Consider the following 21,848-nt stretch of genomic DNA (forward strand, 5'->3'; position numbering starts at 1 on the left):
CACCCCCATCATGAATTTCCCTCATCTTCCCTGAGCAAACCTCACCGTTATTGTTGATTATTTCTATTGACGTCCCTCCGCTTTTCCGTCATTTTTACATCTGGACGTCTAAACGTATAGAAGTTCACAACACAACAGACAATGACACGCGATTGATAGGGGTAGGGTATGAGCTTTTTTCACGCCAACCAGCGGGAAGCACTGAACCAGAGCCTGGCCGAAGTAAACGGTCAGATTAACGTCTCTTTTGAATTTTTCCCGCCGCGCACCAGTGAAATGGAGCAAACCCTGTGGAGCTCTATCGATCGTCTCAGCAGCCTGAAACCAAAGTTTGTCTCCGTGACCTACGGTGCGAACTCTGGCGAGCGTGACCGTACGCACAGCATCATTAAAGGCATCAAAGATCGTACCGGTCTGGAAGCGGCGCCGCACCTCACCTGTATCGACGCTACCCGCGACGAGCTGCGTGCCATCGCCCAGGATTACTGGAATAACGGCATCCGTCATATTGTCGCACTGCGCGGCGACCTCCCGCCCGGCAGCGGCAAGCCAGAGATGTATGCGGCCGACCTGGTTGGGCTGCTGAAAGAGGTGGCAGATTTCGATATCTCCGTGGCTGCTTACCCTGAGGTTCACCCGGAAGCGAAAAGCGCCCAGGCGGATCTGCTTAACCTCAAGCGTAAAGTGGAGGCCGGTGCCAACCGCGCCATTACCCAGTTCTTCTTTGATGTCGAAAGCTACCTGCGCTTCCGTGACCGCTGCGTCTCCGCGGGCATCGACGTTGAAATTATCCCGGGCATTCTGCCGGTCTCTAACTTCAAACAGGCGAAGAAATTCGCCGATATGACCAACGTGCGCATTCCGCTGTGGATGTCCAAAATGTACGAAGGTCTGGATGATGACCCGGAAACCCGCAAGCTGGTGGGGGCCAATATCGCGATGGACATGGTGAAAATCTTAAGCCGTGAAGGGGTGAAAGACTTCCACTTCTACACGCTAAACCGCGCGGAGATGAGCTATGCCATCTGCCATACTCTGGGCGTTCGCCCCGCGTAAAACACCAAAAGCCCTCTTAAATAGAGGGCTTTTTAACAGGGTAAAAAGTTAAAAGGTATCAGCTATCGAATCTGTGGATTAATTCAACTATAACTTATTGCTAGTGGTGTATATCGTAACGGTAACACTGTAAAAGGGAGCATAGCGATGAGCACGTCAGACGAGACCAATAAAGCGGCATCAGTCGGCAAATGCCCGTTCCATCAGGGCGGCGTCGATCACAGCGCGGGCGCAGGTACAGGCAGCCGCGACTGGTGGCCAAAACAACTCCGCATCGATCTTCTTAACCAACATTCCAATCGTTCGAACCCGCTGGGTGAAGACTTCGACTACCGCAAAGAATTCAGCAAGCTTGATTACTCTGCCCTTAAAGGCGACCTCAAAGCACTTTTAACCGACTCTCAACCTTGGTGGCCTGCCGACTGGGGCAGCTATGCGGGCCTGTTTATCCGTATGGCGTGGCACGGTGCGGGTACCTATCGCTCCGTGGACGGGCGCGGTGGGGCAGGACGCGGTCAACAGCGCTTTGCGCCACTGAACTCCTGGCCGGATAACGTAAGCCTGGATAAAGCGCGCCGTCTGCTGTGGCCTATCAAGAAAAAATACGGACAAAAAATCTCCTGGGCCGACCTGTTTATCCTCGCGGGTAACGTGGCGCTGGAGAACTCCGGCTTCCGTACCTTTGGTTTTGGTGCCGGGCGTGAAGACGTCTGGGAACCGGATCTTGACGTGAACTGGGGTGATGAAAAAGCCTGGCTGACCCACCGCGACCCGGAAGCGCTGGCTAAGCGTCCTCTGGCAGCCACCGAAATGGGCCTGATCTACGTGAACCCGGAAGGGCCGAACGCCAGCGGTGAACCGCTGTCAGCGGCGGCAGCGATTCGTGCGACCTTCGGCAACATGGGCATGAACGATGAAGAGACCGTCGCGCTGATTGCAGGCGGCCACACCCTCGGCAAGACTCACGGCGCGGGTGAAGCCACCCACGTGGGTACCGACCCCGAAGCCTCACCGATTGAAGCACAGGGCCTGGGCTGGGCCAGCACGCACGGCACGGGGGTTGGCGCAGACGCCATTACCTCCGGGCTGGAGGTCATCTGGTCACAAACCCCGACCCAGTGGAGCAACTACTTCTTCGAGAACCTGTTCAAATACGAATGGGTACAGACCCGCAGTCCGGCAGGGGCGATTCAGTTTGAAGCCGTGGATGCGCCGGAAATCATGCCCGATCCGTTCGACCCGTCGAAAAAACGCAAGCCTACCATGCTGGTCACCGACCTGACGCTGCGCTTCGACCCGGAATTCGAAAAGATTTCCCGCCGCTTCCTGAACGATCCGCAGGCCTTCAACGAAGCCTTCGCGCGTGCCTGGTTCAAGCTGACCCACCGTGATATGGGGCCAAAATCGCGTTACCTTGGCCCGGAAGTGCCGAAAGAAGATCTGATTTGGCAGGACCCGCTGCCGCAGGCGGTGTTCAATCCGACGAAAGAAGACATTGAAAGCCTGAAGGCGGAAATTGCTGCCTCTGGTCTCTCCGTGAGCGAACTGGTTTCCGTTGCCTGGGCGTCAGCCTCGACCTTCCGCGGCGGCGATAAGCGTGGCGGTGCCAACGGCGCGCGTCTGGCGCTGGCGCCTCAGCGTGACTGGGACGTGAACGCTGCGGCGGTTCGCGCGCTGCCAGCCCTGGAAGCTATCCAGCGCACCACCAACAAAGCCTCCCTGGCCGATATTATCGTGCTGGCGGGCGCGGTAGGCGTTGAGCAGGCCGCAAAAGCGGCAGGCGTGTATGTCACCGTTCCGTTCACCCCGGGCCGCGTGGATGCGCGTCAGGACCAGACGGATATCGATATGTTTAACCTGCTCGAACCGATTGCCGATGGCTTCCGCAACTACCGTGCGCAGGTGGATGTGTCCACCACGGAGTCTCTGCTGGTTGATAAAGCCCAACAGCTGACGCTGACTGCGCCAGAACTGACGGTGCTGATCGGCGGCCTGCGCGTACTGAGTGCCAACTTTGATGGCAGCAAGAACGGCGTGTTCACCAACCGTGAGGGCGTGCTGAGCACTGATTTCTTCGTGAACCTGCTGGATATGAACACGCAGTGGAAGGCGACCGATGAGTCCAATGAGCTGTTTGCCGGAAGCGATCGCACCAGCGGTGAAGTGAAATATACCGCCACCCGCGCCGATCTGGTCTTCGGCTCTAACGCCGTCCTGCGCGCGCTGGCCGAGGTTTACGCCAGCGATGATGCGCATGAGAAGTTTGTCCGCGACTTCGTTGCCGCCTGGGCGAAGGTCATGGATCTGGATCGGTTTGACGTGAAGTAGCCAGTGTGCCGGGTGGCGGCTACGCCTTACCCGGCCTACAAATTAAAGTGCCATGTAGGCCGGGTAAGCGCAGCGCCACCCGGCTTTTTTATTACTCCCACTCCTGCAGGAATCGCTGTCCATACTGGTCTGCCACCAGCAGCGCCGCATACACCTGATCCGGCGTGACGCCCCCCGGCATGTTGTGGATCGTTTCTCCTTCCGCACATGAGGCTTCGGCAATCAGACGCATTTTGGCCGGAATATCCTCTTTGATGTTCAGCTGTGCCAGGGTGATCGGCAGCCCTACGCTGTGGCAAAGCGCCGCGACGGTCTCAATTTCTTCTACCGGCGCGTTTTCCAGCACCAGCTGCGTCAGCGTACCAAACGCCACTTTCTCCCCATGATAGAAGTGATGCGCGTCCGGCACTGCCGTCATACCGTTATGAATAGCGTGTGCCGCCGCCAGCCCGCCGCTTTCAAAGCCGACGCCGCTGAGATAGGTGTTGGCTTCGATAATGCGTTCCAGCGCAGGCGTCACCACATGCTGTTCCGCCGCCAGCATCGCTTTTTCACCCTCTTCAACCAGCGTGTTGTAGCACAGCTCGGCGAGCGCTAATGCCGCCTGTGTGCATTTACCCCCGGCCATAGTGGTCGCGCCGCTGCGCGAGCAGGCGCGTGCTTCAAACCAGGTCGCCAGCGCGTCGCCAATCCCGGCGGCCAGCAGACGTGCAGGCGCACCTGCAACCACTTTCGTATCCACAATGACCATGTTCGGGTTGTGCGGCAGCATCAGGTAGCGATCGAACTCGCCGCTGTCGGTGTAAATAACGGAAAGGGCGCTGCACGGCGCGTCGGTGGACGCGATAGTCGGCGCAATGGCGACCGGCACGTCCATAAAGTGAGCCAGGGCTTTCGCGGTATCCAGCGTTTTACCGCCACCAATACCCAGTACTGCCAGGCAGTCGGCGCTGTCGGCCAGCTTTTTCAGACGATAGATTTCATTTTGCGAACATTCGCCGCCAAACGGCGCAATTTCGGCATGCAGTTCGGCTTTTTTAAAACTCTGGCGCAGGGTCTCTTCGGCAAAACCCAGCACAAACTTATCGCCGACGACCAGCCAGCGGTTTGCCAGGGGTTTCAGATAGTCGCCGAGACGGGTCAGCACATCCGCGCCCTGGATATATTTCCCCGGCGATTGAATGATACGGTCCATAACAGTTCTCCCTTAGAGGTTGAGGTTACCAAACGCGTTTTTCCAGTCCTGCTCGAACTTCTCTATGGCTGACTCTACCGCCGGCGTACCGAGCATGTGTTGCGCTACGTCTAAGGGAAGCGTGATTGCTTCACATCCTGCCAACAGGCAGTCGAGCGCCTGACGCGGCGTTTTGAAGCTGGCAGCCAGTACTTTACTGCCCGGCGCGTGCAGCTCTAGCAGGGACTGCAGTTCCTGAACTATGCGAATGCCGTCACCGCCCTGCGCGTCGACGCGGTTGACGTACGGCGCGACATATTTCGCCCCTGCGAGTGCGGCGAGCAAGCCCTGCGCCGCGCTGTAAACGGCGGTGCCCAGCGTGGTTATCCCCTCTTTTTTCAAGGCCTTAATTGCGATAAGTCCCTGAGCCGTCACCGGGATTTTCACCACAATGCCCGGAATGGCGTTACTCAGACGTTTGGCTTCTGCCACCATGCCTTCGGCATCGCGGCTCATGGTTTGAGCAAACAGCGTGCCTTCCGGCCCGATGGCTTGTTGCAGGCGCGGCAGCACGTCCCAGATGGATTCACGGCTGGCGGCAATGATGCTCGGGTTGGTGGTGACGCCCGCGATGGGAAAGATGCGCGCCAGGCGTTCTACTTCCGCCACGTTGGCGGTATCCAGGTACAGTTCCATTATTTTTCCTTAAGTCAGAAAGGTTGAATAAAGGATACGGCGCACCCAGGCGCGGCGAATACAGGTCAATTTTGCCAAATACTGGACAAATGTAATGTCCTTGGCGAAGTGAGAGAGCGATCACAATGCTACTTTTTGGCGATCAGCTGGCTGTGGTACTGGCGTCGATATTCGGAAGGGGAACGTTCGGTGTGCTTGCGAAAGAGACGGCAAAAGTAGTTGCTGTCCGTAAATCCACAGCGTGTGGCGATATCTTTAATTTTGAGATCGTAGCCTTTCAGCAGCTGACGCGCATGTTCCAGGCGCGTTTTTGTTAAATATTCATTGAATCCGACGCTGCCGACTTTCTGGAATAGATGGGAAAGGTAGTTTGGTGAGATGTAGAACGCCTGTGCCACGGATTCGCGAGTTAACAAAGAGGCATAATTTTCTTCGATATAGCTCCGAACGGCTTCGAACAGTGCCCGGCTGCGGCTGTCGGTGTGAATTTCGCTTCCAAGCAGATCCCGGCAGTGGCTGAGCAGGCTTAAAACCACCAGCCTTGCTGTGTCCTGCTCTTCTGGCTGCATCTGTAATTCGGTGAGCGTTTGCAGAAGAAAAGCCCCCGTTCGCGGACCACGTCGGGCAACCTGGAGTTGTTGTAAGAGCACATTGTCATGCTGTAACTCGATTGTAAGCTGCTGCTTACCGAAATGTATGCTCAGGGCGTGAGGCGCAGGATGCGTAATTTGTCCAAAAAAAGAAAAAATCGCCTCGCAGGGTGTGTCAAGGGTAATGCCGAGGCAGGGAGAGGTTCGGGGATGCTGTTCAGCCAGCGCTGAGAAATGAATCTGACCCAGCGGTAACGTGCGGTTCACCAGGTCTGTCAAAATCTGGGTGATATCGGAATGCATAAGCAGACTACCGAAATTTGCCGGGTGGCGCTAACGCTTACCCGGCCTACTTATCGTAGGCCCGTGCAAGCGCAGCGCCGCCGGGCGTAAAGCATTAGCCAGTGTTACGCATACCCGCCGCAACGCCCGCAATCGTCACCATCAGCGCCTGTTCAACGCGTGGATCCGGCTCTTTCCCTTCTTCTTCTGCCAGACGCGAACGGTGCAGCAGCTCTGCCTGCAGGACGTTCAGCGGGTCGGTGTAGATGTTACGCAGCTGGATAGACTCGGCAATCCACGGCAGGTCCGCCATCAGGTGTGAGTCGTTAGCGATGTCCAGCACCACTTTGATGTCGCCTTCCAGCAGTTCGCGCAGCTCTTTGCCCAGCGCCCACAGCTCGGGCTTCACCAGGCGCTGATCGTAGTATTCCGCCAGCCACAGGTCGGCTTTCGAGAAGACCATCTCCAGCATTCCCAGACGGGTAGAGAAGAACGGCCAGTCGCGGCACATGGTTTCCAGCTCGCTCTGTTTACCGTCTTCCACCACTTTTTGCAGTGCGGCACCGGCACCCAGCCAGGCGGGCAGCATTAAGCGGTTCTGCGTCCAGGCAAAGATCCACGGGATTGCACGCAGGGATTCAACGCCGCCGGTCGGACGACGCTTGGCAGGACGCGAGCCCAGCGGCAGTTTACCCAGCTCCTGCTCAGGCGTGGCTGAACGGAAGTAAGGCACGAAATCTTTGTTTTCACGCACGTAGCCGCGGTACAGATCGCAGGAGATAGCCGACAGCTCGTCCATGATGTTGCACCAGGAGGCTTTCGGCTCCGGCGGTGGCAGCAGGTTGGCTTCCAGGATCGCGCTGGTATAAAGCGACAGGCTGCTGATGGTCACTTCCGGCAGGCCGTACTTGAAGCGGATCATCTCGCCCTGCTCGGTCACGCGCAGGCCGCCTTTCAGGCTTCCCGGCGGCTGTGACAGCAGCGCCGCGTGAGCAGGCGCGCCGCCACGGCCAATTGAGCCACCGCGTCCGTGGAACAGCGTCAGCTCGATACCGGCTTTCTCGCAGGTTTTGATCAGTGCGTCCTGCGCCTGATACTGCGCCCAGGATGCCGCCATTACGCCCGCATCTTTTGCGGAGTCGGAATAGCCGATCATCACCATCTGTTTGCCCTGAATAAAGCCGCGATACCAGTCGATGTTCAGCAGCTGGCTCATCACGTCGTTGGCGTTGTTCAGGTCATCGAGGGTCTCAAACAGCGGGGCGACAGGCAGGGCGTAGTCGATGCCCGCTTCTTTCAGCAGGAGGTGAACGCCCAGCACGTCGGATGGGGTTTTCGCCATGGAGATCACATAGGCGGCGACCGATCCTTTCGGTGCGTCCACGATCGCTTTACAGGTGTTGAGCACTTCGCGGGTATCGTTGCTTGGCTCCCAGTTGCGCGGCAGCAGAGGGCGCTTGGAGTTCAGCTCGCGGATCAGGAACGCCTGTTTGTCGGCTTCGGACCAGCTTTCATAGTCGCCGATGCCGAGGTAACGGGTCAGCTCGCCCAGCGCTTCGGTATGACGGGTACTTTCCTGACGAACGTCGATACGTACCAGCGGCACGCCGAAACACTTCACGCGACGCAGGGTGTCGAGCAGTTCGCCGTTGGCAATGATGCCCATCCCGCAGGCCTGCAGCGATTTATAACAGGCGTACAGCGGCTCCCAAAGCTGTTCGTTCTGGCTGAGCAGGCCTTCTGGTTTTGGCAGACGCTGGCCTTTCAGGCGCGCTTCCAGCCAGGCCTGAGTGGCCATCAGCTGACCGCGCAGTTTTTTCATCAGGAAACGGTACGGCTCGCTGGCACCTTCTTCACCGGCCAGCGCGCGCAGTTCCGGCGTCGCTTCCACCATCGACAGCTCGGAGATCAGCACCTGAATATCTTTCAGGAACAGATCGGTCGCTTTCCAGCGGCTCAGCAGCAGGACGTGACGGGTGATTTCTGCGGTGACGTTCGGGTTGCCGTCGCGGTCGCCGCCCATCCAGGAGGTAAAGCGCACCGGCACAAAGTCGACCGGCAGACGGTAGCCCAGGTTCGCTTCCAGCTGTTCGTTCAGCTCGCGCAGGTAGTTCGGTACCCCTTCCCACAGGCTGTTTTCCACCACCGCAAAGCCCCATTTAGCTTCGTCGACCGGACTTGGGCGATGCTTACGAATTTCATCGGTGTGCCAGGACTGAGCAATCAGCTGGCGCAGGCGGCGCATCAGCTGGTTGCGTTCATAGTCGGCAATGTCTTTGTTATCCAGCTGCTTCAGGCAGTTGTTCACTTCCACCATTTTGTGGATCAGGGTGCGACGGGTGATCTCGGTTGGGTGAGCGGTCAGTACCAGCTCCAGCGAAAGTGACTCCACTGCTTTTTTGATGGTGGCTTCGTTGAGGTCTGGCTGGTCTTTCAGTTTACGAAGGGTGCGGGCAATGACTTCCGGGTTGCTGGCCGCTTCGCCGTTTGGCGAAATGCTGTGGTATTGCTCAGCGGTGTTGGCCAGGTTCAGGAACTGGCTGAATGCGCGTGCAACGGGCAGCAGCTCGTCGTTTGAGAGGTTCTGCAAGGTGGTGAGCAGCTCCTGACGACTGGCCTCGTTACCGGCACGGGAAGATTTAGACAGCTTGCGGATGGTTTCAACGCGGTCGAGGATGTTCTCCCCCAACGCATCTTTGATGGTATCTCCAAGCACTTTGCCGAGCATACTGACATTACTACGCAACGCGGAATATTGTTCGTTCATAAAAACCCAGTCACCCCATCATTTTTGTTTATGCCCAGGCGAAAATCTTCTGGACATTATTTTGTCATCTCCCTTTATAAAGCCACGTAAAACCCCCGTCGTCAATTGCTGCGAAAACGGTTCAGCAAACGAATAAATGTGGGCAATTTACGAAATTTAATTCGCATTGCGTCAGATAAGAGATGCTTATGGAAATGTGACGGAGATCGCGGGATTTTCCCCTCTCTTACGAGAGGGGAAAGGTCATTAATGCCAGCAGAAATGATGTACAACCTGGGTAATCAGTTCGCGGGTGGGCTTGATAAAGCGGGTTTCAAGATATTCATCCGGCTGGTGCGCCTGGTTGATGGAGCCAGGGCCAAGAACCAGCGTCGGGCACAGCGTCTGAATAAACGGCGCTTCGGTGCAGTAGTTCACCACGTCAGTTTTTTCACCGAGCAGCTTTTCCACCACTTCGACCAGCTGATGGTCCGGCGGGCATTCATAACCCGGGATCGGCGGGTGCAGTTCCGAGACCGTCAGGCGGCCCGGCCAGCGCTCACTCACCGGGGCCAGCGCTTCGTTCAGTAAACCATCCAGATCGCTCAGGGTCATGCCCGGCAGCGGGCGGATGTCCATGTGCAGCTCGCAGCAGGCGCAGATACGGTTCGAGGCATCACCGCCGTGCAGGCTGCCGAGATTGAGCGTTGGATACGGCACGGTGAACGCCTCATAGTGGTAACGCTCTTTCAGATCGTCGCGCAGGGTCATGATGCGGCCGATGGCGTCATGCATCAGCTCAATGGCGTTGACGCCGCGCGCCGGATCGCTGGAGTGGCCGGACTGGCCGAGCACGCGCACGGCGGTAGAGATATGGCCTTTATGTGCGCGAATCGGTTGCAGAGACGTCGGCTCGCCGATGATCGCGCAATCCGGACGAATCGACGTGTTTTCTGAGAAGTAGCGCGCGCCCGCCATGCTGGTCTCTTCATCGGCGGTCGCCAGAATGTAGAGCGGTTTTTTCAGCTTCGTCACGTCCACGTCACGCAGCGCGTCGAGGATAAAGGCGAAGAAGCCTTTCATGTCTGCGGTGCCCAGACCGTAGAGCTTGTTGTCGTGCTCGGTCAGGGTGAACGGATCGCGCGTCCAGCGGCCATCGTCAAACGGCACGGTGTCGGTGTGACCGGCCAGCAGCAGGCCGCCCGCACCGGTTCCGGTACTGGCGAGCAGGTTAAATTTGTGACGAGTGCCGGGGACGGGCTGAACCTCAACGTTAAACCCAAGATCGCTAAACCAACCCGCCAGCAGATTGATTAAAGACTCATTGCTCTGATCCAGCGCTTCTTCCGTTGCGCTGATGGACGGTGTGGCAATCAGGGCGCGGTAGATCTCGATAAATGGCGGTAAGTTCATTTTCATTGTTGACACACCTTAGGTCGTGATAGTATCAATATTCATGCAATAAATGTGAATAAAAATACATTAACGTTGAGCATAAAGGAACCCGATGTTGAATACGCTGATTGTAGGCGCTAGCGGTTATGCGGGCGCAGAGCTTGTAAGCTACGTGAATCGCCATCCACATATGACCATAACCGCTTTGACCGTGTCAGCGCAAAGCAATGATGCAGGAAAGTTAATTTCCGATTTGCATCCGCAGCTTAAGGGCCTGGTTGATCTGCCTTTGCAGCCCATGTCTGACATCAGCGAGTTTACCGACGGCGTCGACGTGGTGTTTTTAGCCACCGCACATGAGGTCAGCCACGACCTGGCGCCGCAGTTCCTGGCGGCTGGCTGCGTGGTCTTCGACCTCTCCGGCGCGTTCCGCGTTAACGATGGCGCGTTCTACGAAAAATATTACGGTTTCACCCATCAGCATCCGGATCTGCTTGAAAAAGCGGTGTACGGCCTGGCGGAGTGGAGCGCAGATAAACTGAAAGAAGCGGACCTGATTGCCGTTCCGGGCTGCTACCCGACGGCGGCGCAGCTTTCCCTGAAGCCGGTGATCGACGCGGGTCTGCTGGATCTGAATCAGTGGCCGGTGATCAACGCCACCAGCGGCGTGAGCGGTGCAGGACGCAAGGCGGCGATCTCCAATAGCTTCTGCGAAGTGAGCCTTCAGCCGTATGGCGTGTTTAACCACCGTCATCATCCTGAAATCACGACGCATCTGTGCGCGGACGTCATTTTCACCCCGCACCTGGGCAGCTTCCCGCGTGGGATCCTCGAAACCATTACCTGCCGCCTGAAGCCGGGCGTGACCAAAGAGCAGGTGAATGAGGTCTTCACGCAGGCGTATGCGGACAAACCGCTGGTGCGCCTGTACGACAAAGGCGTGCCGGCGCTGAAAAATGTGGTCGGCCTGCCGTTCTGCGACATCGGCTTTGCCGTGCAGGGTGAGCATCTCATCGTGGTGGCCGCAGAAGATAACTTACTGAAAGGCGCTGCCGCTCAGGCAATGCAGTGTGCAAATATTCGTTTCGGTTTCCCGGAAACGCAGGCTCTTATTTAAGGTGTGATGATGAACCCATTAATTATCAAACTCGGTGGTGTACTGCTGGACAGCGAAGAAGCGCTGGAGCGTCTGTTTACCGCGCTGGTGAACTATCGCGAATCACACCAACGTCCGCTGGTGATTGTGCACGGCGGCGGCTGCGTGGTGGATGAGCTGATGAAAGGGCTCAACCTGCCGGTGATCAAGAAGAACGGCCTGCGCGTGACGCCTGCGGATCAGATTGACATTATCACCGGTGCGCTGGCGGGTACGGCGAACAAAACCCTGCTGTCCTGGGCGAAGAAACACCACATTGCCTCCGTTGGCCTCTATCTGGGCGATGGCGACAGCGTAAAAGTGACCCAGCTCGACGAAGCGCTCGGTCACGTTGGACTGGCGCAGCCGGGTTCGCCTAAGCTGATTAACACGTTGCTGGAAGGCGGTTTCCTGCCGGTGGTGAGCTCTATCGGCGTGACCGAAGAGGGCGAGCTGATGAACGTTAACGCTGACCAGGCGGCAACTGCACTGGCGGCAACGCTGGGTGCGGACCTGATCCTGCTCTCCGACGTGAGCGGCATTCTGGACGGTAAAGGCCAGCGCATTGCGGAAATGACTGCGGCAAAAGCCGAGCAGCTGATTGCGCAGGGCATCATCACCGACGGCATGATCGTCAAAGTGAACGCCGCGCTGGATGCGGCGCGCACGCTGGGCCGTCCGGTTGATATCGCCTCCTGGCGTCACGCGGAGCAGCTCCCGGCGCTGTTTAACGGCACGCCGATTGGCACGCGTATTCTGGCTTAAGATTCTGTGCCGGATGGCGCTTCGCTTATCCGGCCTACGTGAATTGTGTAGGCCCGGTAAGCGCAGCGCCACCGGGCAAAATTATCATCATTAAGGAAATTCGTTATGGCACTTTGGGGTGGGCGTTTTACACAGGCAGCGGATCAGCGGTTCAAACAGTTCAACGACTCTTTGCGCTTCGACTACCGCCTGGCCGAACAGGATATTGTCGGCTCTGTGGCCTGGTCCAAAGCGCTGGTGACCGTTGGCGTACTGACCGCAAACGAACAGCAGCAGCTGGAAGAGGCGCTGAACAACCTGCTGGAAGAGGTACGTCTGGATCCGCAGCAAATTCTGCAGAGCGATGCTGAAGATATTCACAGCTGGGTGGAAGGCAAACTGATCGACAAGGTCGGCCAGTTGGGTAAAAAGCTGCACACCGGCCGTAGCCGTAACGACCAGGTCGCCACCGACCTGAAGCTGTGGTGTAAAGATACCGTCGCGGAGCTGCTGGCGGCTAACCGTCAGTTGCAGACCGCGCTGGTGGAGACCGCACAGAATAATCAGGACGCGGTGATGCCGGGTTATACCCACCTGCAGCGCGCGCAGCCGGTGACCTTTGCGCACTGGTGTCTGGCCTACGTTGAGATGCTGGCGCGTGACGAAAGCCGTCTGCAGGATACCCTGAAGCGTCTGGACGTCAGCCCGCTTGGCAGCGGCGCGCTGGCGGGTACCGCTTACGAAATCGACCGTGAACAGCTGGCAGGCTGGCTGGGCTTTGCCTCCGCCACCCGTAACAGCCTGGACAGCGTCTCTGACCGCGACCACGTGCTGGAGCTGCTCTCCAATGCCTCTATCGGGATGGTGCACCTGTCGCGCTTTGCCGAAGACCTGATCTTCTTTAACTCCGGCGAAGCGGGCTTCGTTGAGCTGTCCGACCGCGTGACGTCAGGCTCATCCCTGATGCCGCAGAAGAAAAACCCGGACGCGCTGGAGCTGATCCGCGGGAAATGTGGCCGCGTGCAGGGCGCGCTGACCGGCATGATGATGACCCTGAAAGGGCTGCCGCTGGCGTACAACAAAGATATGCAGGAAGACAAAGAGGGGCTGTTCGACGCGCTCGACACCTGGCTCGACTGTCTGCATATGGGCGCGCTGGTGCTGGACGGCATTCAGGTGAAGCGTCCGCGCTGTCAGGAAGCGGCGCAGCAGGGCTATGCGAACGCGACCGAGCTGGCGGATTATCTGGTGGCGAAGGGCGTGCCGTTCCGTGAAGCGCACCATATTGTCGGTGAAGCGGTAGTGGAAGCCATTCGTCAGGTTAAACCGCTGGAAGATCTGGCGCTGGCCGACCTGCAAAAATTCAGCGCGGCTATCGGGGATGATGTGTATCCGATACTGGCGCTGCAGTCCTGCCTGGACAAGCGTGCGGCAAAAGGCGGCGTGTCGCCGAAGCAGGTGGCGCAGGCCATTGCGGAGGCGAAAAACCGCCTGATTTGATGCCTGAAACGTCGGGTGGCGGCTTCGCCTTACCCGACCTACAAAACCCCAGCCCAACCCTGAGTTGGGCTTTTTTACGCAAAAAAAAGCGGACCACGGGGTCCGCAAAAGTTCACGTTGGCTTTAGTTGTTCGAGTTTTGAGAGAAACTCGCTGACGGTGCGGGGACGTCAAGGGTCAAACACGTGCCGCCTCGTCTATGTGGTGTATTATTCAACAGAATGCTTGATAGGGATAATCGTTCGTTGCTATGCTATCTATCGCCATGAACTATCGTGGCGACGGAGGATGAATAATGAATATTCGTGATCTTGAATACCTGGTAGCGTTAGCCGAGCATCGTCACTTTCGCCGCGCGGCAGATTCCTGCCACGTCAGCCAGCCCACGCTGAGCGGCCAGATCCGCAAGCTTGAAGACGAGCTGGGCGTGATGCTGCTGGAGCGCACCAGTCGTAAGGTTCTGTTCACACAGGCAGGTCTTCTGCTGGTGGATCAGGCGCGCACTGTGCTGCGCGAGGTCAAAGTGCTCAAGGAAATGGCAAGCCAGCAGGGGGAGGCCATGTCCGGCCCGCTGCATATTGGCCTGATCCCAACCGTTGGCCCGTACCTGTTACCGCACATCATTCCGATGCTGCACCAGACGTTCCCGAAACTCGAAATGTACCTGCATGAAGCGCAGACGCATCAGCTGCTGGCGCAGCTGGACAGCGGCAAGCTCGACTGCGCCATTCTGGCACTGGTAAAAGAGAGCGAAGCCTTTATTGAAGTGCCGCTGTTCGATGAGCCGATGATGCTGGCGATCTATGAAGATCACCCGTGGGCGAACCGCGATCGCGTGCCGATGGCCGATCTGGCGGGTGAAAAGCTGCTGATGCTGGAAGATGGCCACTGCCTGCGCGACCAGGCTATGGGCTTCTGTTTCGAAGCGGGTGCTGATGAAGATACCCACTTCCGCGCAACCAGCCTGGAAACGCTGCGAAATATGGTCGCGGCGGGAAGTGGTATTACGCTGCTGCCTGCGCTGGCGGTGCCGCACGAGCGTAAGCGTGATGGCGTGGTCTACTTGCCGTGCATTAAGCCAGAGCCGCGTCGTACGATTGGCCTGGTCTATCGTCCTGGGTCACCGCTGCGCAGCCGCTATGAGCAGCTGGCAGAGGCCATCCGCGGTGCGATGGATGGCCATTTTGACAGCGCGTTAAAACAGGCGGTTTAAGCCGTTCAGCGCGGCTACCCGATAGGCTTCCGCCATGGTCGGGTAGTTAAAGGTGGTGTTGACGAAGTACTCAATGGTGTTACCACCACCTTTCTGCTCCATGATCGCCTGGCCGATATGAATGATTTCCGCGGCGCGTTCACCAAAGCAGTGAATCCCAAGGATCTCTTTCGTCTCGCGATGGAACAGAATTTTCAGCGTACCCACACTCATCCCCACGATTTGCGCCCGCGCCAGATGTTTAAACTGCGCACGACCCACCTCGTAAGGCACCTTCATTGACGTCAGCTGCTGCTCGGTTTTCCCTACGGAACTGATTTCCGGGATGGTGTAGATGCCCGTCGGGATATCTTCAATCAGATGCGCCGTCGCTTCGCCTTTCACCAGCGCCTGAGCCGCAATGCGTCCCTGGTCGTAAGCGGCGGAGGCCAGGCTTGGGTAGCCAATCACGTCGCCAACCGCGTAAACGTGCGGCAGGGCGGTCTGATACATGCTGTTGACCTTCAGCTGACCGCGGCTGTCGGTTTCAAGCCCGATATTTTCCAGCTGCAGGGAATCGGTGTTGCCGGTACGGCCGTTGGCGTACAGGAGGCAGTCCGCTTTCAGCTTCTTGCCTGACTTGAGGTGCATGATCACCCCGTCGTCGCAGCCTTCGATCTTCTCGTACTCTTCGTTGTGGCGAATCACCACGCCGCTGTTCCAGAAGTGGTAGGAGAGGGAGTCCGACATCTCCTGATCGAGGAAGGCCAGCAGGCGGTCGCGAGTATTGATCAGGTCAACTTTGACGTCCATTCCGCGGAAGATCGACGCATATTCGCAACCAATGACCCCTGCGCCATAGATAATGACGTGGCGGGGTTCATGGTGCAGGCTCAGAATCGAGTCGCTGTCGTAGACGCGCGGGTGCGAGAAGTCCACGTCGGCCGGATGGTACGGGCGTGAACCGCAGGCAATCACAAATTTTTCAGCGGTGATGGTTTCAACCGATCCGTCGTGGCATTCGAGTGCCAGGGTGTGTTCATCCACAAAATGCGCGTTGCCCTGCAAAATTTCACAGTGGTTACGCTCATAAAACCCCTGACGCATGCGCGTCTGCTGGTTAATGACGGTATCCGCGTGATTCAGGATGTCGGCAAAAGAGGAACGAAGAAGTCGGGAGTGGTCGCTGTAAAGAGGATTCTGGTTAAATTCGATAATGCGGCTAACGGCGTGGCGGAGGGCTTTCGAAGGGATGGTGCCCCAGTGGGTGCAACCGCCGCCGACATTATGGTAGCGCTCAATGACCGCTACTCTGGCTCCCTGTTTCACCAGACCCATAGCAGCGCCTTCGCCGCCGGGGCCGGAACCAATAACTATTGCGTCGTAATCGTAGGAATGTGGCATGGTAAGGCTTACCTGTTCTTATACATAAAAGCAACAGAATCATAACATCATTGCCAGAGTAACCCAATTATCGTTGTGCTTTTTTCCGGCAGTGGAGCACAAACCGCACGTAAACAATCATTCACAAAGCCAGGCAAACAGATTAATTTTATTCTCTGGTATAGTGCCATCAGGCCTTTGGAAGGATTCAACTATCGTGATGGGCGTAAGAGCACAACAAAAAGAGAAAACCCGGCGTTCGCTGGTGGAAGCCGCATTCAGTCAACTGAGTGCTGAGCGAAGTTTTGCCAGTTTGAGCCTGCGCGAAGTCGCACGCGAGGCCGGGATTGCGCCAACGTCCTTCTATCGTCACTTCCGTGATGTGGATGAACTGGGCCTGACCATGGTCGACGAGAGCGGTTTGATGCTGCGCCAGCTGATGCGCCAGGCGCGTCAGCGTATCGCCAAAGGTGGCAGCGTGATCCGTACCTCCGTGTCGACCTTTATGGAATTTATCGGCAACAACCCCAACGCGTTTCGTTTGCTTCTGCGCGAGCGTTCGGGCACGTCGGCGGCGTTTCGTGCCGCCGTCGCGCGTGAAATTCAGCACTTCATCGCGGAACTTGCCGACTATCTTGAACTCGAAAACCATATGCCGCGTGCGTTTACCGAAGCACAGGCCGAGGCGATGGTGACGATTGTTTTCAGCGCAGGTGCCGAAGCGCTGGATGTCAGCATTGAACAACGCAAGCAGCTTGAAGAGCGACTGGTATTGCAGCTCAGGATGATCTCCAAAGGCGCGTACTACTGGTATCGCCGTGAACAAGAGAAACTGGCACATCAAACCGAAGAGTGAAGGTGAGTAATGAAACAGTCAGGTCAGGATAAAGGGACGCTGTTGCTGGCATTGATCGCTGGCTTATCCATTAATGGTACGTTCGCCGCTATTTTTAGCTCCATCGTGCCGTTTTCGATTTTCCCGCTGATTGCGCTGGTGCTGACGGTGTACTGCCTGCATCAACGCTACCTGAACCGCACCATGCCGGTGGGGTTACCGGGGCTGGCCGCCGCCTGCTTTATTCTGGGCGTATTGCTGTACAGCACGGTGGTGCGCGCGGAGTATCCGGATATCGGCTCTAACTTCTTCCCTGCGGTACTGTCTGTTGCGCTGGTGTTCTGGATTGGCTCGCGCATGCGTAGCCGTAAGAGCCAGTTACCGGAGTAGATAAGGGTTTTGTAGGCCGGATAAGCGAAGCGCCATCCGGCTTTTTGGCAGGTGGCGCTTCGCTTACCTGCCCTACAAGGTCTTCATTACTTCGCCGTGAGTAAAACGCCGCACTCCATATGGTGCGTATACGGGAACTGATCGAACAGCGCCAGACGTTCAATCTTGTGCGTCTGGCTTAACGTTTCCAGGTTTTTGCACAGCGTCTCCGGGTTACAGGAGATGTACAAAATACGCGGGTACGCCTGCACCATCTTCTCGGTTTCGCTGTCCAGGCCACTGCGCGGCGGGTCGACAAAAATCGTCTCACACTGGTAGCTCTTCAGATCGATTCCTTCCAGACGGTTAAACTGGCGTACGCCGTTCATTGCCTGCGTGAACTCTTCTGCGGCCATACGAACGATCTGCACGTTGTCGATATGGTTGGCGGCAATGTTGTACTGCGCGGCGGCCACCGACGGTTTGGCGATTTCCGTTGCCAGAACGCGATCGAAGTTACGCGCCAGCGCCAGCGAGAAGTTGCCGTTACCGCAGTAGAGTTCAAGCAGATCGCCCTTAGACCCTTCCGTCGCCTTCAGCGCCCACTCCAGCATCTGCACGTTCATCGCGGCGTTCGGCTGGGTAAAACTGTTCTCCACCTGACGATAGACCATCTCTTTACCCGCCACCGGCAGGCGCTCGTCGACGTAGTCCTGATCCAGCATGATTTTGGTTTTTGTCGCACGGCCAATCAGGTGAACGTTGATGTTCTGCGCACGCAGCGCATCACGCAGGGCTTCGGCCTGCTCGCGCCACTCGTCGTTCAGGGCTTTGTGGTATAGCAGGGAGACAATCGCCTGGTTACTTTGCGTGGTCAGGTAGTCAATCTGGAACAGCTTGTGGCGCAGCACCGGGTTGTTACGCACGCCTTCAACGATCAGCGTCATCAGCTGATTGATAAGCTCGCTCGCTGCCGGGAAGCTGTCCACGCGAATGCGGGATTTCGTCTGCTGATCGAAAATGATGTGGTACAGGTCGTCACCGTCGTGCCAGATGCGGAACTCGGCACGCATGCGGTAGTGGCTGACAGGAGAGCGGAACACCTCGGGAACGGGCGCGTTGAAAGGCGTCATCATACTTTGCAGGCGGACGATTTTCTCTGCCAGCTGCGCGTCGTACTGTTCTGTCGGGAGGTGTTCTGGGGTCATGATGCGTCCTGAGTGATAAAGAATTACGCGGCGATTGTAGGCATTGTTCAGGGGATGTCCAGAGTTAATGGCCAATAGCTGTCTGGACATCCATACGTGTCTAATTGTAGCATTCTGTTTCCGGTCTCCTGAGAGTGAAAAGGGAATCCAGTGTAAATCTGGAGCTGACGCGCAGCGGTAAAGACTGGCGGGATGAGCGTTGTAGACACTGTGAAAATGGGAAGTCTTCATCCTTATATAGCCACCTAGCCCGAAGACCTGCCGGGATCACGTCGCATTTGGTTTCATCATCGCGTGCTATCGATGAGGCCTGCGGCATCCTTCTTATATTGTGGATGCTTTAACAATGATTAAAAAAGTATCGCTGCTGACGGCGTTGTCCGTCACGGCATTTTCGGGCTGGGCGCAGGATAGCGCAGACTCGTTGGTGGTGACGGCAAATCGTTTCGAACAACCTGAAAAAACTATTCTGGCTGCAGCCTCGGTTGTGACGCGTGCCGATATTGACCGTTGGCAGTCGACCTCGGTGCTGGACGTTATGCGTCGCCTGCCCGGCGTGGATACGGCGCAAAGTGGTGGGATGGGGCAACTCTCCTCTCTCTTTATCCGTGGCACCAACTCCAGCCACGTCCTGATCCTTGTTGATGGGATCCGCCTTAACCAGGCGGGCGTCACGGGGTCGTCCGATCTCAGCCAGTTCCCAATCTCCCTGGTACAGCGAATCGAATATGTTCGTGGACCGCGTTCGGCGGTATACGGCTCAGACGCGATTGGTGGTGTCGTAAACATTATTACTACTCGTGCGAAGGACGGTACCACGCTGAATGCTGGCGTAGGCTCGCACGGCTACCAGAATTATGGCGGCAGTACTCAGCAAACACTGGGCAACAGCACGCGCGTCACGCTTGCGGGTGATTACACCTATACCAAAGGGTTTGATGTGGTTGCGGACGGCAACAATGGTGGCCTTGCCCAGACCGATCGCGACGGCTTTATGAATAAAACGCTCTACGGTGCACTGGATCACGCATTCTCAGACCAGTGGAGCGGTTATGTGCGCGGCTTTGGCTACAGCAACCGTACGGCCTACGACGGCTACTACAGCTCATTTACGCCTGACGTGCTGGTCGATACCCGCCAGCTCTATAGCCAGACCTGGGATGCAGGATTGCGCTTCAACGATGACATCTTCCATTCGCAGCTGCTCACCAGCTATAGCCACAGCAAGGACTATAACTACGACCCAAATTTAGGCCGCTACGATTCGACAGCCACGCTGGATGAAATCAAACAGTACAACGTCCAGTGGCTCAACTCCGTTGATGTTGGCCATGGGAACATTGGCGCGGGCGTTGACTGGCAGAAGCAGAGCACCGAGCCGGGTACAAACTACGTGACCAACGGCTACGACCTGCGTAACACCGGCGTCTACCTGACCGGGCTGCAGCAGTTTGGTGACTTCACCCTGGAAGGGGCGGTTCGCAGCGATGACAACTCTCAGTTCGGTCGTCATGGCACCTGGCAAAGCAGTGCGGCCTGGGAGTTCGTGGAGGGTTACCGTTTCGTTGCTTCTTATGGTACGGCCTATAAAGCACCGAATCTGGGTCAACTCTACGGTTTCTATGGCAATGACCATCTTGATCCAGAAGAGAGCAAGCAGTGGGAAGGTGCGTTTGAAGGCCTGACGGCGGGCGTGAGCTGGCGCGTATCCGGCTACCGTAATGACGTTGATAATCTCATCGACTTCGATAATAACCTTCAGCAATATTACAACGTCGGTAAAGCGCGCATTAAAGGCGTGGAAGCGACAGCATCGTTTGATACGGGTCCGTTGACGCATACTGTTGGCTATGACTACGTGGATGCCCGAAATGCCGCAACCAACGAACTTCTGGATCGTCGTGCTAAGCAGCAGGTGAAATATCAGCTCGACACGCAGATCTATGATTTCGACTGGAGCCTGACTTATCACTATCTCGGTACGCGTTACGACACTGACTTTGGTACTTACCCGTCTGAGAAAGTAAAAATGGGCGGTGTAAGCCTGTGGGATGTCGCAGTTTCGTATCCTGTCACCTCACACCTTACAGTTCGTGGTAAAATAGCCAACCTGTTCGATAAAGATTACGAGACAGTTTATGGCTACCAAACTGCAGGACGGGAATACACCTTGTCTGGCAGCTACACCTTCTAATCCGCGCCCTACCGTGCTGGTGTTTGATTCCGGCGTCGGTGGGCTTTCGGTCTATGATGAGATTCGGCATCTCCTGCCGGATCTCCATTACATCTACGCCTTCGATAACGTCGCTTTCCCGTATGGGGAAAAGAGCGAAGATTTTATTGTCGAGCGCGTGGTGGAAATCGTCACTGCGGTACAACAGCGTTATCCCCTTGCGCTGGCCGTTATCGCGTGTAATACGGCGAGCACCGTTTCTCTTCCCGCCCTGCGTGAAAAATTCCAGTTCCCGGTTGTGGGCGTCGTCCCGGCAATAAAGCCTGCCGCGCGTCTGACGGCGAACGGCATTGTGGGCCTGCTGGCCACGCGAGGTACGGTAAAGCGTCCTTATACCCGCGAGCTGATCGACCGTTTCGCCAACGAATGCCAGATTGCGATGCTCGGTTCGGCTGAGCTGGTAGAGATGGCGGAAGCGAAGCTGCATGGCAAGGCGGTATCACTCGACGAGCTGCGTCGTATTCTTCGTCCGTGGCTGCGGATGCCTGAACCCCCGGATACCGTTGTGTTGGGCTGTACCCACTTCCCGCTACTCCAGGAAGAGCTATTAGAGGTGCTGCCGGAGGGGACACGCCTGGTGGATTCCGGTGCGGCTATCGCCCGTCGTACGGCCTGGTTGCTGGAGCATGAGGCCCCGGATGCGAAATCTACGGATGCGAATATCGCGTTTTGTATGGCGTTAACAAAAGAAACTGAACAACTTTTACCCGTTTTACGCCGTTATGGCTTTGAAACGCTCGAAAAACTGGCGCTGTAGCACGGTTTTGAGCAAAAAAGAGACGGTTGAAAGTTTTTTTTTAAAGAGGGGGTTGTCAACGTCTGAGAACTCCCTATAATGCGCCTCCACTGACACGGAACAACGGCTTACAGGCCGCCGGGTTAGCGGGGTTCAGAGATGAACGCCAACAGAGAAAAGCGAAAATAATCACTTGACTCTGAATGAGGAAAACGTAATATACGGGACCTCGCAACGGTGAGCGAAA

The 21,848-nt window shown here is 56.8% G+C and carries 17 protein-coding genes and 1 riboswitch; of the genes, 10 read left to right on the forward strand and 7 right to left on the reverse strand.

Annotated elements, in window-relative coordinates; genetic code table 11:
* Positions 1-168 precede the first annotated feature (168 nt).
* Together metF and katG are read left to right on the forward strand one after the other, a co-directional pair.
* Entirely contained in the window at positions 169-1,056 is an 888-nt protein-coding gene (gene metF / locus HMPREF3143_RS04780) for a methylenetetrahydrofolate reductase (RefSeq protein ID WP_008501796.1), read from the forward strand.
* Between the two features lie 147 nt (positions 1,057-1,203).
* Positions 1,204-3,384, forward strand: coding sequence for a catalase/peroxidase HPI (gene katG / locus HMPREF3143_RS04785; protein ID WP_070531973.1), 2,181 nt, complete (start codon positions 1,204-1,206; stop codon positions 3,382-3,384).
* Positions 3,385-3,475: 91 nt separating this feature from the next.
* Here the strand turns inward: katG and HMPREF3143_RS04790 are convergent, their stop codons facing one another.
* The 5 genes from HMPREF3143_RS04790 to argE form a co-directional block, all read right to left on the reverse strand.
* Positions 3,476-4,579, reverse strand: a complete 1,104-nt coding sequence (locus tag HMPREF3143_RS04790) for a bifunctional L-1,2-propanediol dehydrogenase/glycerol dehydrogenase (protein WP_070531975.1) — start codon at positions 4,577-4,579, stop codon at positions 3,476-3,478.
* 12 nt (positions 4,580-4,591) lie between these two features.
* Entirely contained in the window at positions 4,592-5,254 is a 663-nt protein-coding gene (gene fsa / locus HMPREF3143_RS04795) for a fructose-6-phosphate aldolase (protein WP_070531978.1), read from the reverse strand.
* A 128-nt stretch (positions 5,255-5,382) separates the two neighbouring features.
* Positions 5,383-6,147, reverse strand: a complete 765-nt coding sequence (locus HMPREF3143_RS04800; protein ID WP_008501792.1) for a helix-turn-helix transcriptional regulator — start codon at positions 6,145-6,147, stop codon at positions 5,383-5,385.
* Positions 6,148-6,241: 94 nt separating this feature from the next.
* Positions 6,242-8,893 (reverse strand): phosphoenolpyruvate carboxylase, encoded by a 2,652-nt coding sequence (ppc, locus tag HMPREF3143_RS04805; RefSeq protein ID WP_070531980.1) that lies wholly within the window; start codon positions 8,891-8,893, stop codon positions 6,242-6,244.
* A gap of 246 nt (positions 8,894-9,139) precedes the next feature.
* On the reverse strand, positions 9,140-10,291 hold the full coding sequence (gene argE / locus HMPREF3143_RS04810; RefSeq protein ID WP_008501790.1) for an acetylornithine deacetylase: 1,152 nt from the start codon (positions 10,289-10,291) through the stop codon (positions 9,140-9,142).
* Between the two features lie 88 nt (positions 10,292-10,379).
* Here argE and argC point away from each other — a divergent pair, with 88 nt between their 5' ends.
* The 4 genes from argC (at position 10,380) to oxyR (ending at position 14,858) form a co-directional block, all read left to right on the forward strand.
* Positions 10,380-11,384 carry an N-acetyl-gamma-glutamyl-phosphate reductase gene (gene argC, locus HMPREF3143_RS04815; protein ID WP_070531983.1) on the forward strand — a complete coding sequence of 335 codons (1,005 nt, stop codon included), beginning with the start codon at positions 10,380-10,382 and terminating at the stop codon, positions 11,382-11,384.
* Positions 11,385-11,390: 6 nt separating this feature from the next.
* Entirely contained in the window at positions 11,391-12,167 is a 777-nt protein-coding gene (argB, locus tag HMPREF3143_RS04820) for an acetylglutamate kinase (protein WP_086538377.1), read from the forward strand.
* A gap of 105 nt (positions 12,168-12,272) precedes the next feature.
* Positions 12,273-13,646, forward strand: coding sequence for an argininosuccinate lyase (gene argH, locus HMPREF3143_RS04825; protein ID WP_070531986.1), 1,374 nt, complete (start codon positions 12,273-12,275; stop codon positions 13,644-13,646).
* Between the two features lie 294 nt (positions 13,647-13,940).
* Positions 13,941-14,858: a DNA-binding transcriptional regulator OxyR gene (oxyR, locus tag HMPREF3143_RS04830; RefSeq protein WP_008501786.1), complete on the forward strand. Its 918-nt coding sequence runs from the start codon at positions 13,941-13,943 to the stop codon at positions 14,856-14,858.
* Here the strand turns inward: oxyR and sthA are convergent.
* Positions 14,841-16,241: a Si-specific NAD(P)(+) transhydrogenase gene (gene sthA, locus HMPREF3143_RS04835; protein ID WP_008501785.1), complete on the reverse strand. Its 1,401-nt coding sequence runs from the start codon at positions 16,239-16,241 to the stop codon at positions 14,841-14,843. The genes oxyR and sthA overlap by 18 nt on opposite strands.
* Before the next feature lie 196 nt (positions 16,242-16,437).
* Here sthA and fabR point away from each other — a divergent pair, with 196 nt between their 5' ends.
* Positions 16,438-17,076 carry an HTH-type transcriptional repressor FabR gene (gene fabR, locus HMPREF3143_RS04840; protein WP_008501784.1) on the forward strand — a complete coding sequence of 213 codons (639 nt, stop codon included), beginning with the start codon at positions 16,438-16,440 and terminating at the stop codon, positions 17,074-17,076.
* Between the two features lie 9 nt (positions 17,077-17,085).
* A complete protein-coding gene (locus tag HMPREF3143_RS04845) occupies positions 17,086-17,445 on the forward strand; it encodes a YijD family membrane protein (RefSeq protein WP_008501783.1) in 360 nt (119 codons plus the stop codon).
* A gap of 86 nt (positions 17,446-17,531) precedes the next feature.
* Here the strand turns inward: HMPREF3143_RS04845 and trmA are convergent, their stop codons facing one another.
* Positions 17,532-18,632 carry a tRNA (uridine(54)-C5)-methyltransferase TrmA gene (trmA, locus tag HMPREF3143_RS04850; protein ID WP_070531989.1) on the reverse strand — a complete coding sequence of 367 codons (1,101 nt, stop codon included), beginning with the start codon at positions 18,630-18,632 and terminating at the stop codon, positions 17,532-17,534.
* 104 nt (positions 18,633-18,736) lie between these two features.
* Positions 18,737-18,913, forward strand: a riboswitch (cobalamin riboswitch).
* 65 nt (positions 18,914-18,978) lie between these two features.
* Here trmA and btuB point away from each other — a divergent pair.
* Entirely contained in the window at positions 18,979-20,826 is a 1,848-nt protein-coding gene (btuB, locus tag HMPREF3143_RS04855; protein WP_070531992.1) for a TonB-dependent vitamin B12 receptor BtuB, read from the forward strand.
* Positions 20,771-21,622 carry a glutamate racemase gene (gene murI, locus HMPREF3143_RS04860; RefSeq protein WP_023293583.1) on the forward strand — a complete coding sequence of 284 codons (852 nt, stop codon included), beginning with the start codon at positions 20,771-20,773 and terminating at the stop codon, positions 21,620-21,622. The genes btuB and murI overlap by 56 nt, the downstream gene beginning before the upstream one ends.
* The last annotated feature ends 226 nt before the right edge of the window (positions 21,623-21,848 follow it).

This window comes from Enterobacter sp. HMSC16D10, assembly GCF_001807145.1.
GTDB classification, from domain to species: domain Bacteria; phylum Pseudomonadota; class Gammaproteobacteria; order Enterobacterales; family Enterobacteriaceae; genus Enterobacter; species Enterobacter roggenkampii.

Coding starts and splice junctions, on each gene's coding strand:
- HMPREF3143_RS04790 (WP_070531975.1), bottom strand. CDS start 4,579: ATGGACCGTATCATTCAATCGCCGGGGAAATATATCCAGGGCGCGGAT.
- argC (WP_070531983.1), top strand. CDS start 10,380: ATGTTGAATACGCTGATTGTAGGCGCTAGCGGTTATGCGGGCGCAGAG.
- trmA (WP_070531989.1), bottom strand. CDS start 18,632: ATGACCCCAGAACACCTCCCGACAGAACAGTACGACGCGCAGCTGGCA.
- metF (WP_008501796.1), top strand. CDS start 169: ATGAGCTTTTTTCACGCCAACCAGCGGGAAGCACTGAACCAGAGCCTG.
- argB (WP_086538377.1), top strand. CDS start 11,391: ATGATGAACCCATTAATTATCAAACTCGGTGGTGTACTGCTGGACAGC.
- murI (WP_023293583.1), top strand. CDS start 20,771: ATGGCTACCAAACTGCAGGACGGGAATACACCTTGTCTGGCAGCTACA.
- fsa (WP_070531978.1), bottom strand. CDS start 5,254: ATGGAACTGTACCTGGATACCGCCAACGTGGCGGAAGTAGAACGCCTG.
- argH (WP_070531986.1), top strand. CDS start 12,273: ATGGCACTTTGGGGTGGGCGTTTTACACAGGCAGCGGATCAGCGGTTC.
- oxyR (WP_008501786.1), top strand. CDS start 13,941: ATGAATATTCGTGATCTTGAATACCTGGTAGCGTTAGCCGAGCATCGT.
- HMPREF3143_RS04845 (WP_008501783.1), top strand. CDS start 17,086: ATGAAACAGTCAGGTCAGGATAAAGGGACGCTGTTGCTGGCATTGATC.
- katG (WP_070531973.1), top strand. CDS start 1,204: ATGAGCACGTCAGACGAGACCAATAAAGCGGCATCAGTCGGCAAATGC.
- btuB (WP_070531992.1), top strand. CDS start 18,979: ATGATTAAAAAAGTATCGCTGCTGACGGCGTTGTCCGTCACGGCATTT.
- argE (WP_008501790.1), bottom strand. CDS start 10,291: ATGAAAATGAACTTACCGCCATTTATCGAGATCTACCGCGCCCTGATT.
- ppc (WP_070531980.1), bottom strand. CDS start 8,893: ATGAACGAACAATATTCCGCGTTGCGTAGTAATGTCAGTATGCTCGGC.
- HMPREF3143_RS04800 (WP_008501792.1), bottom strand. CDS start 6,147: ATGCATTCCGATATCACCCAGATTTTGACAGACCTGGTGAACCGCACG.
- sthA (WP_008501785.1), bottom strand. CDS start 16,241: ATGCCACATTCCTACGATTACGACGCAATAGTTATTGGTTCCGGCCCC.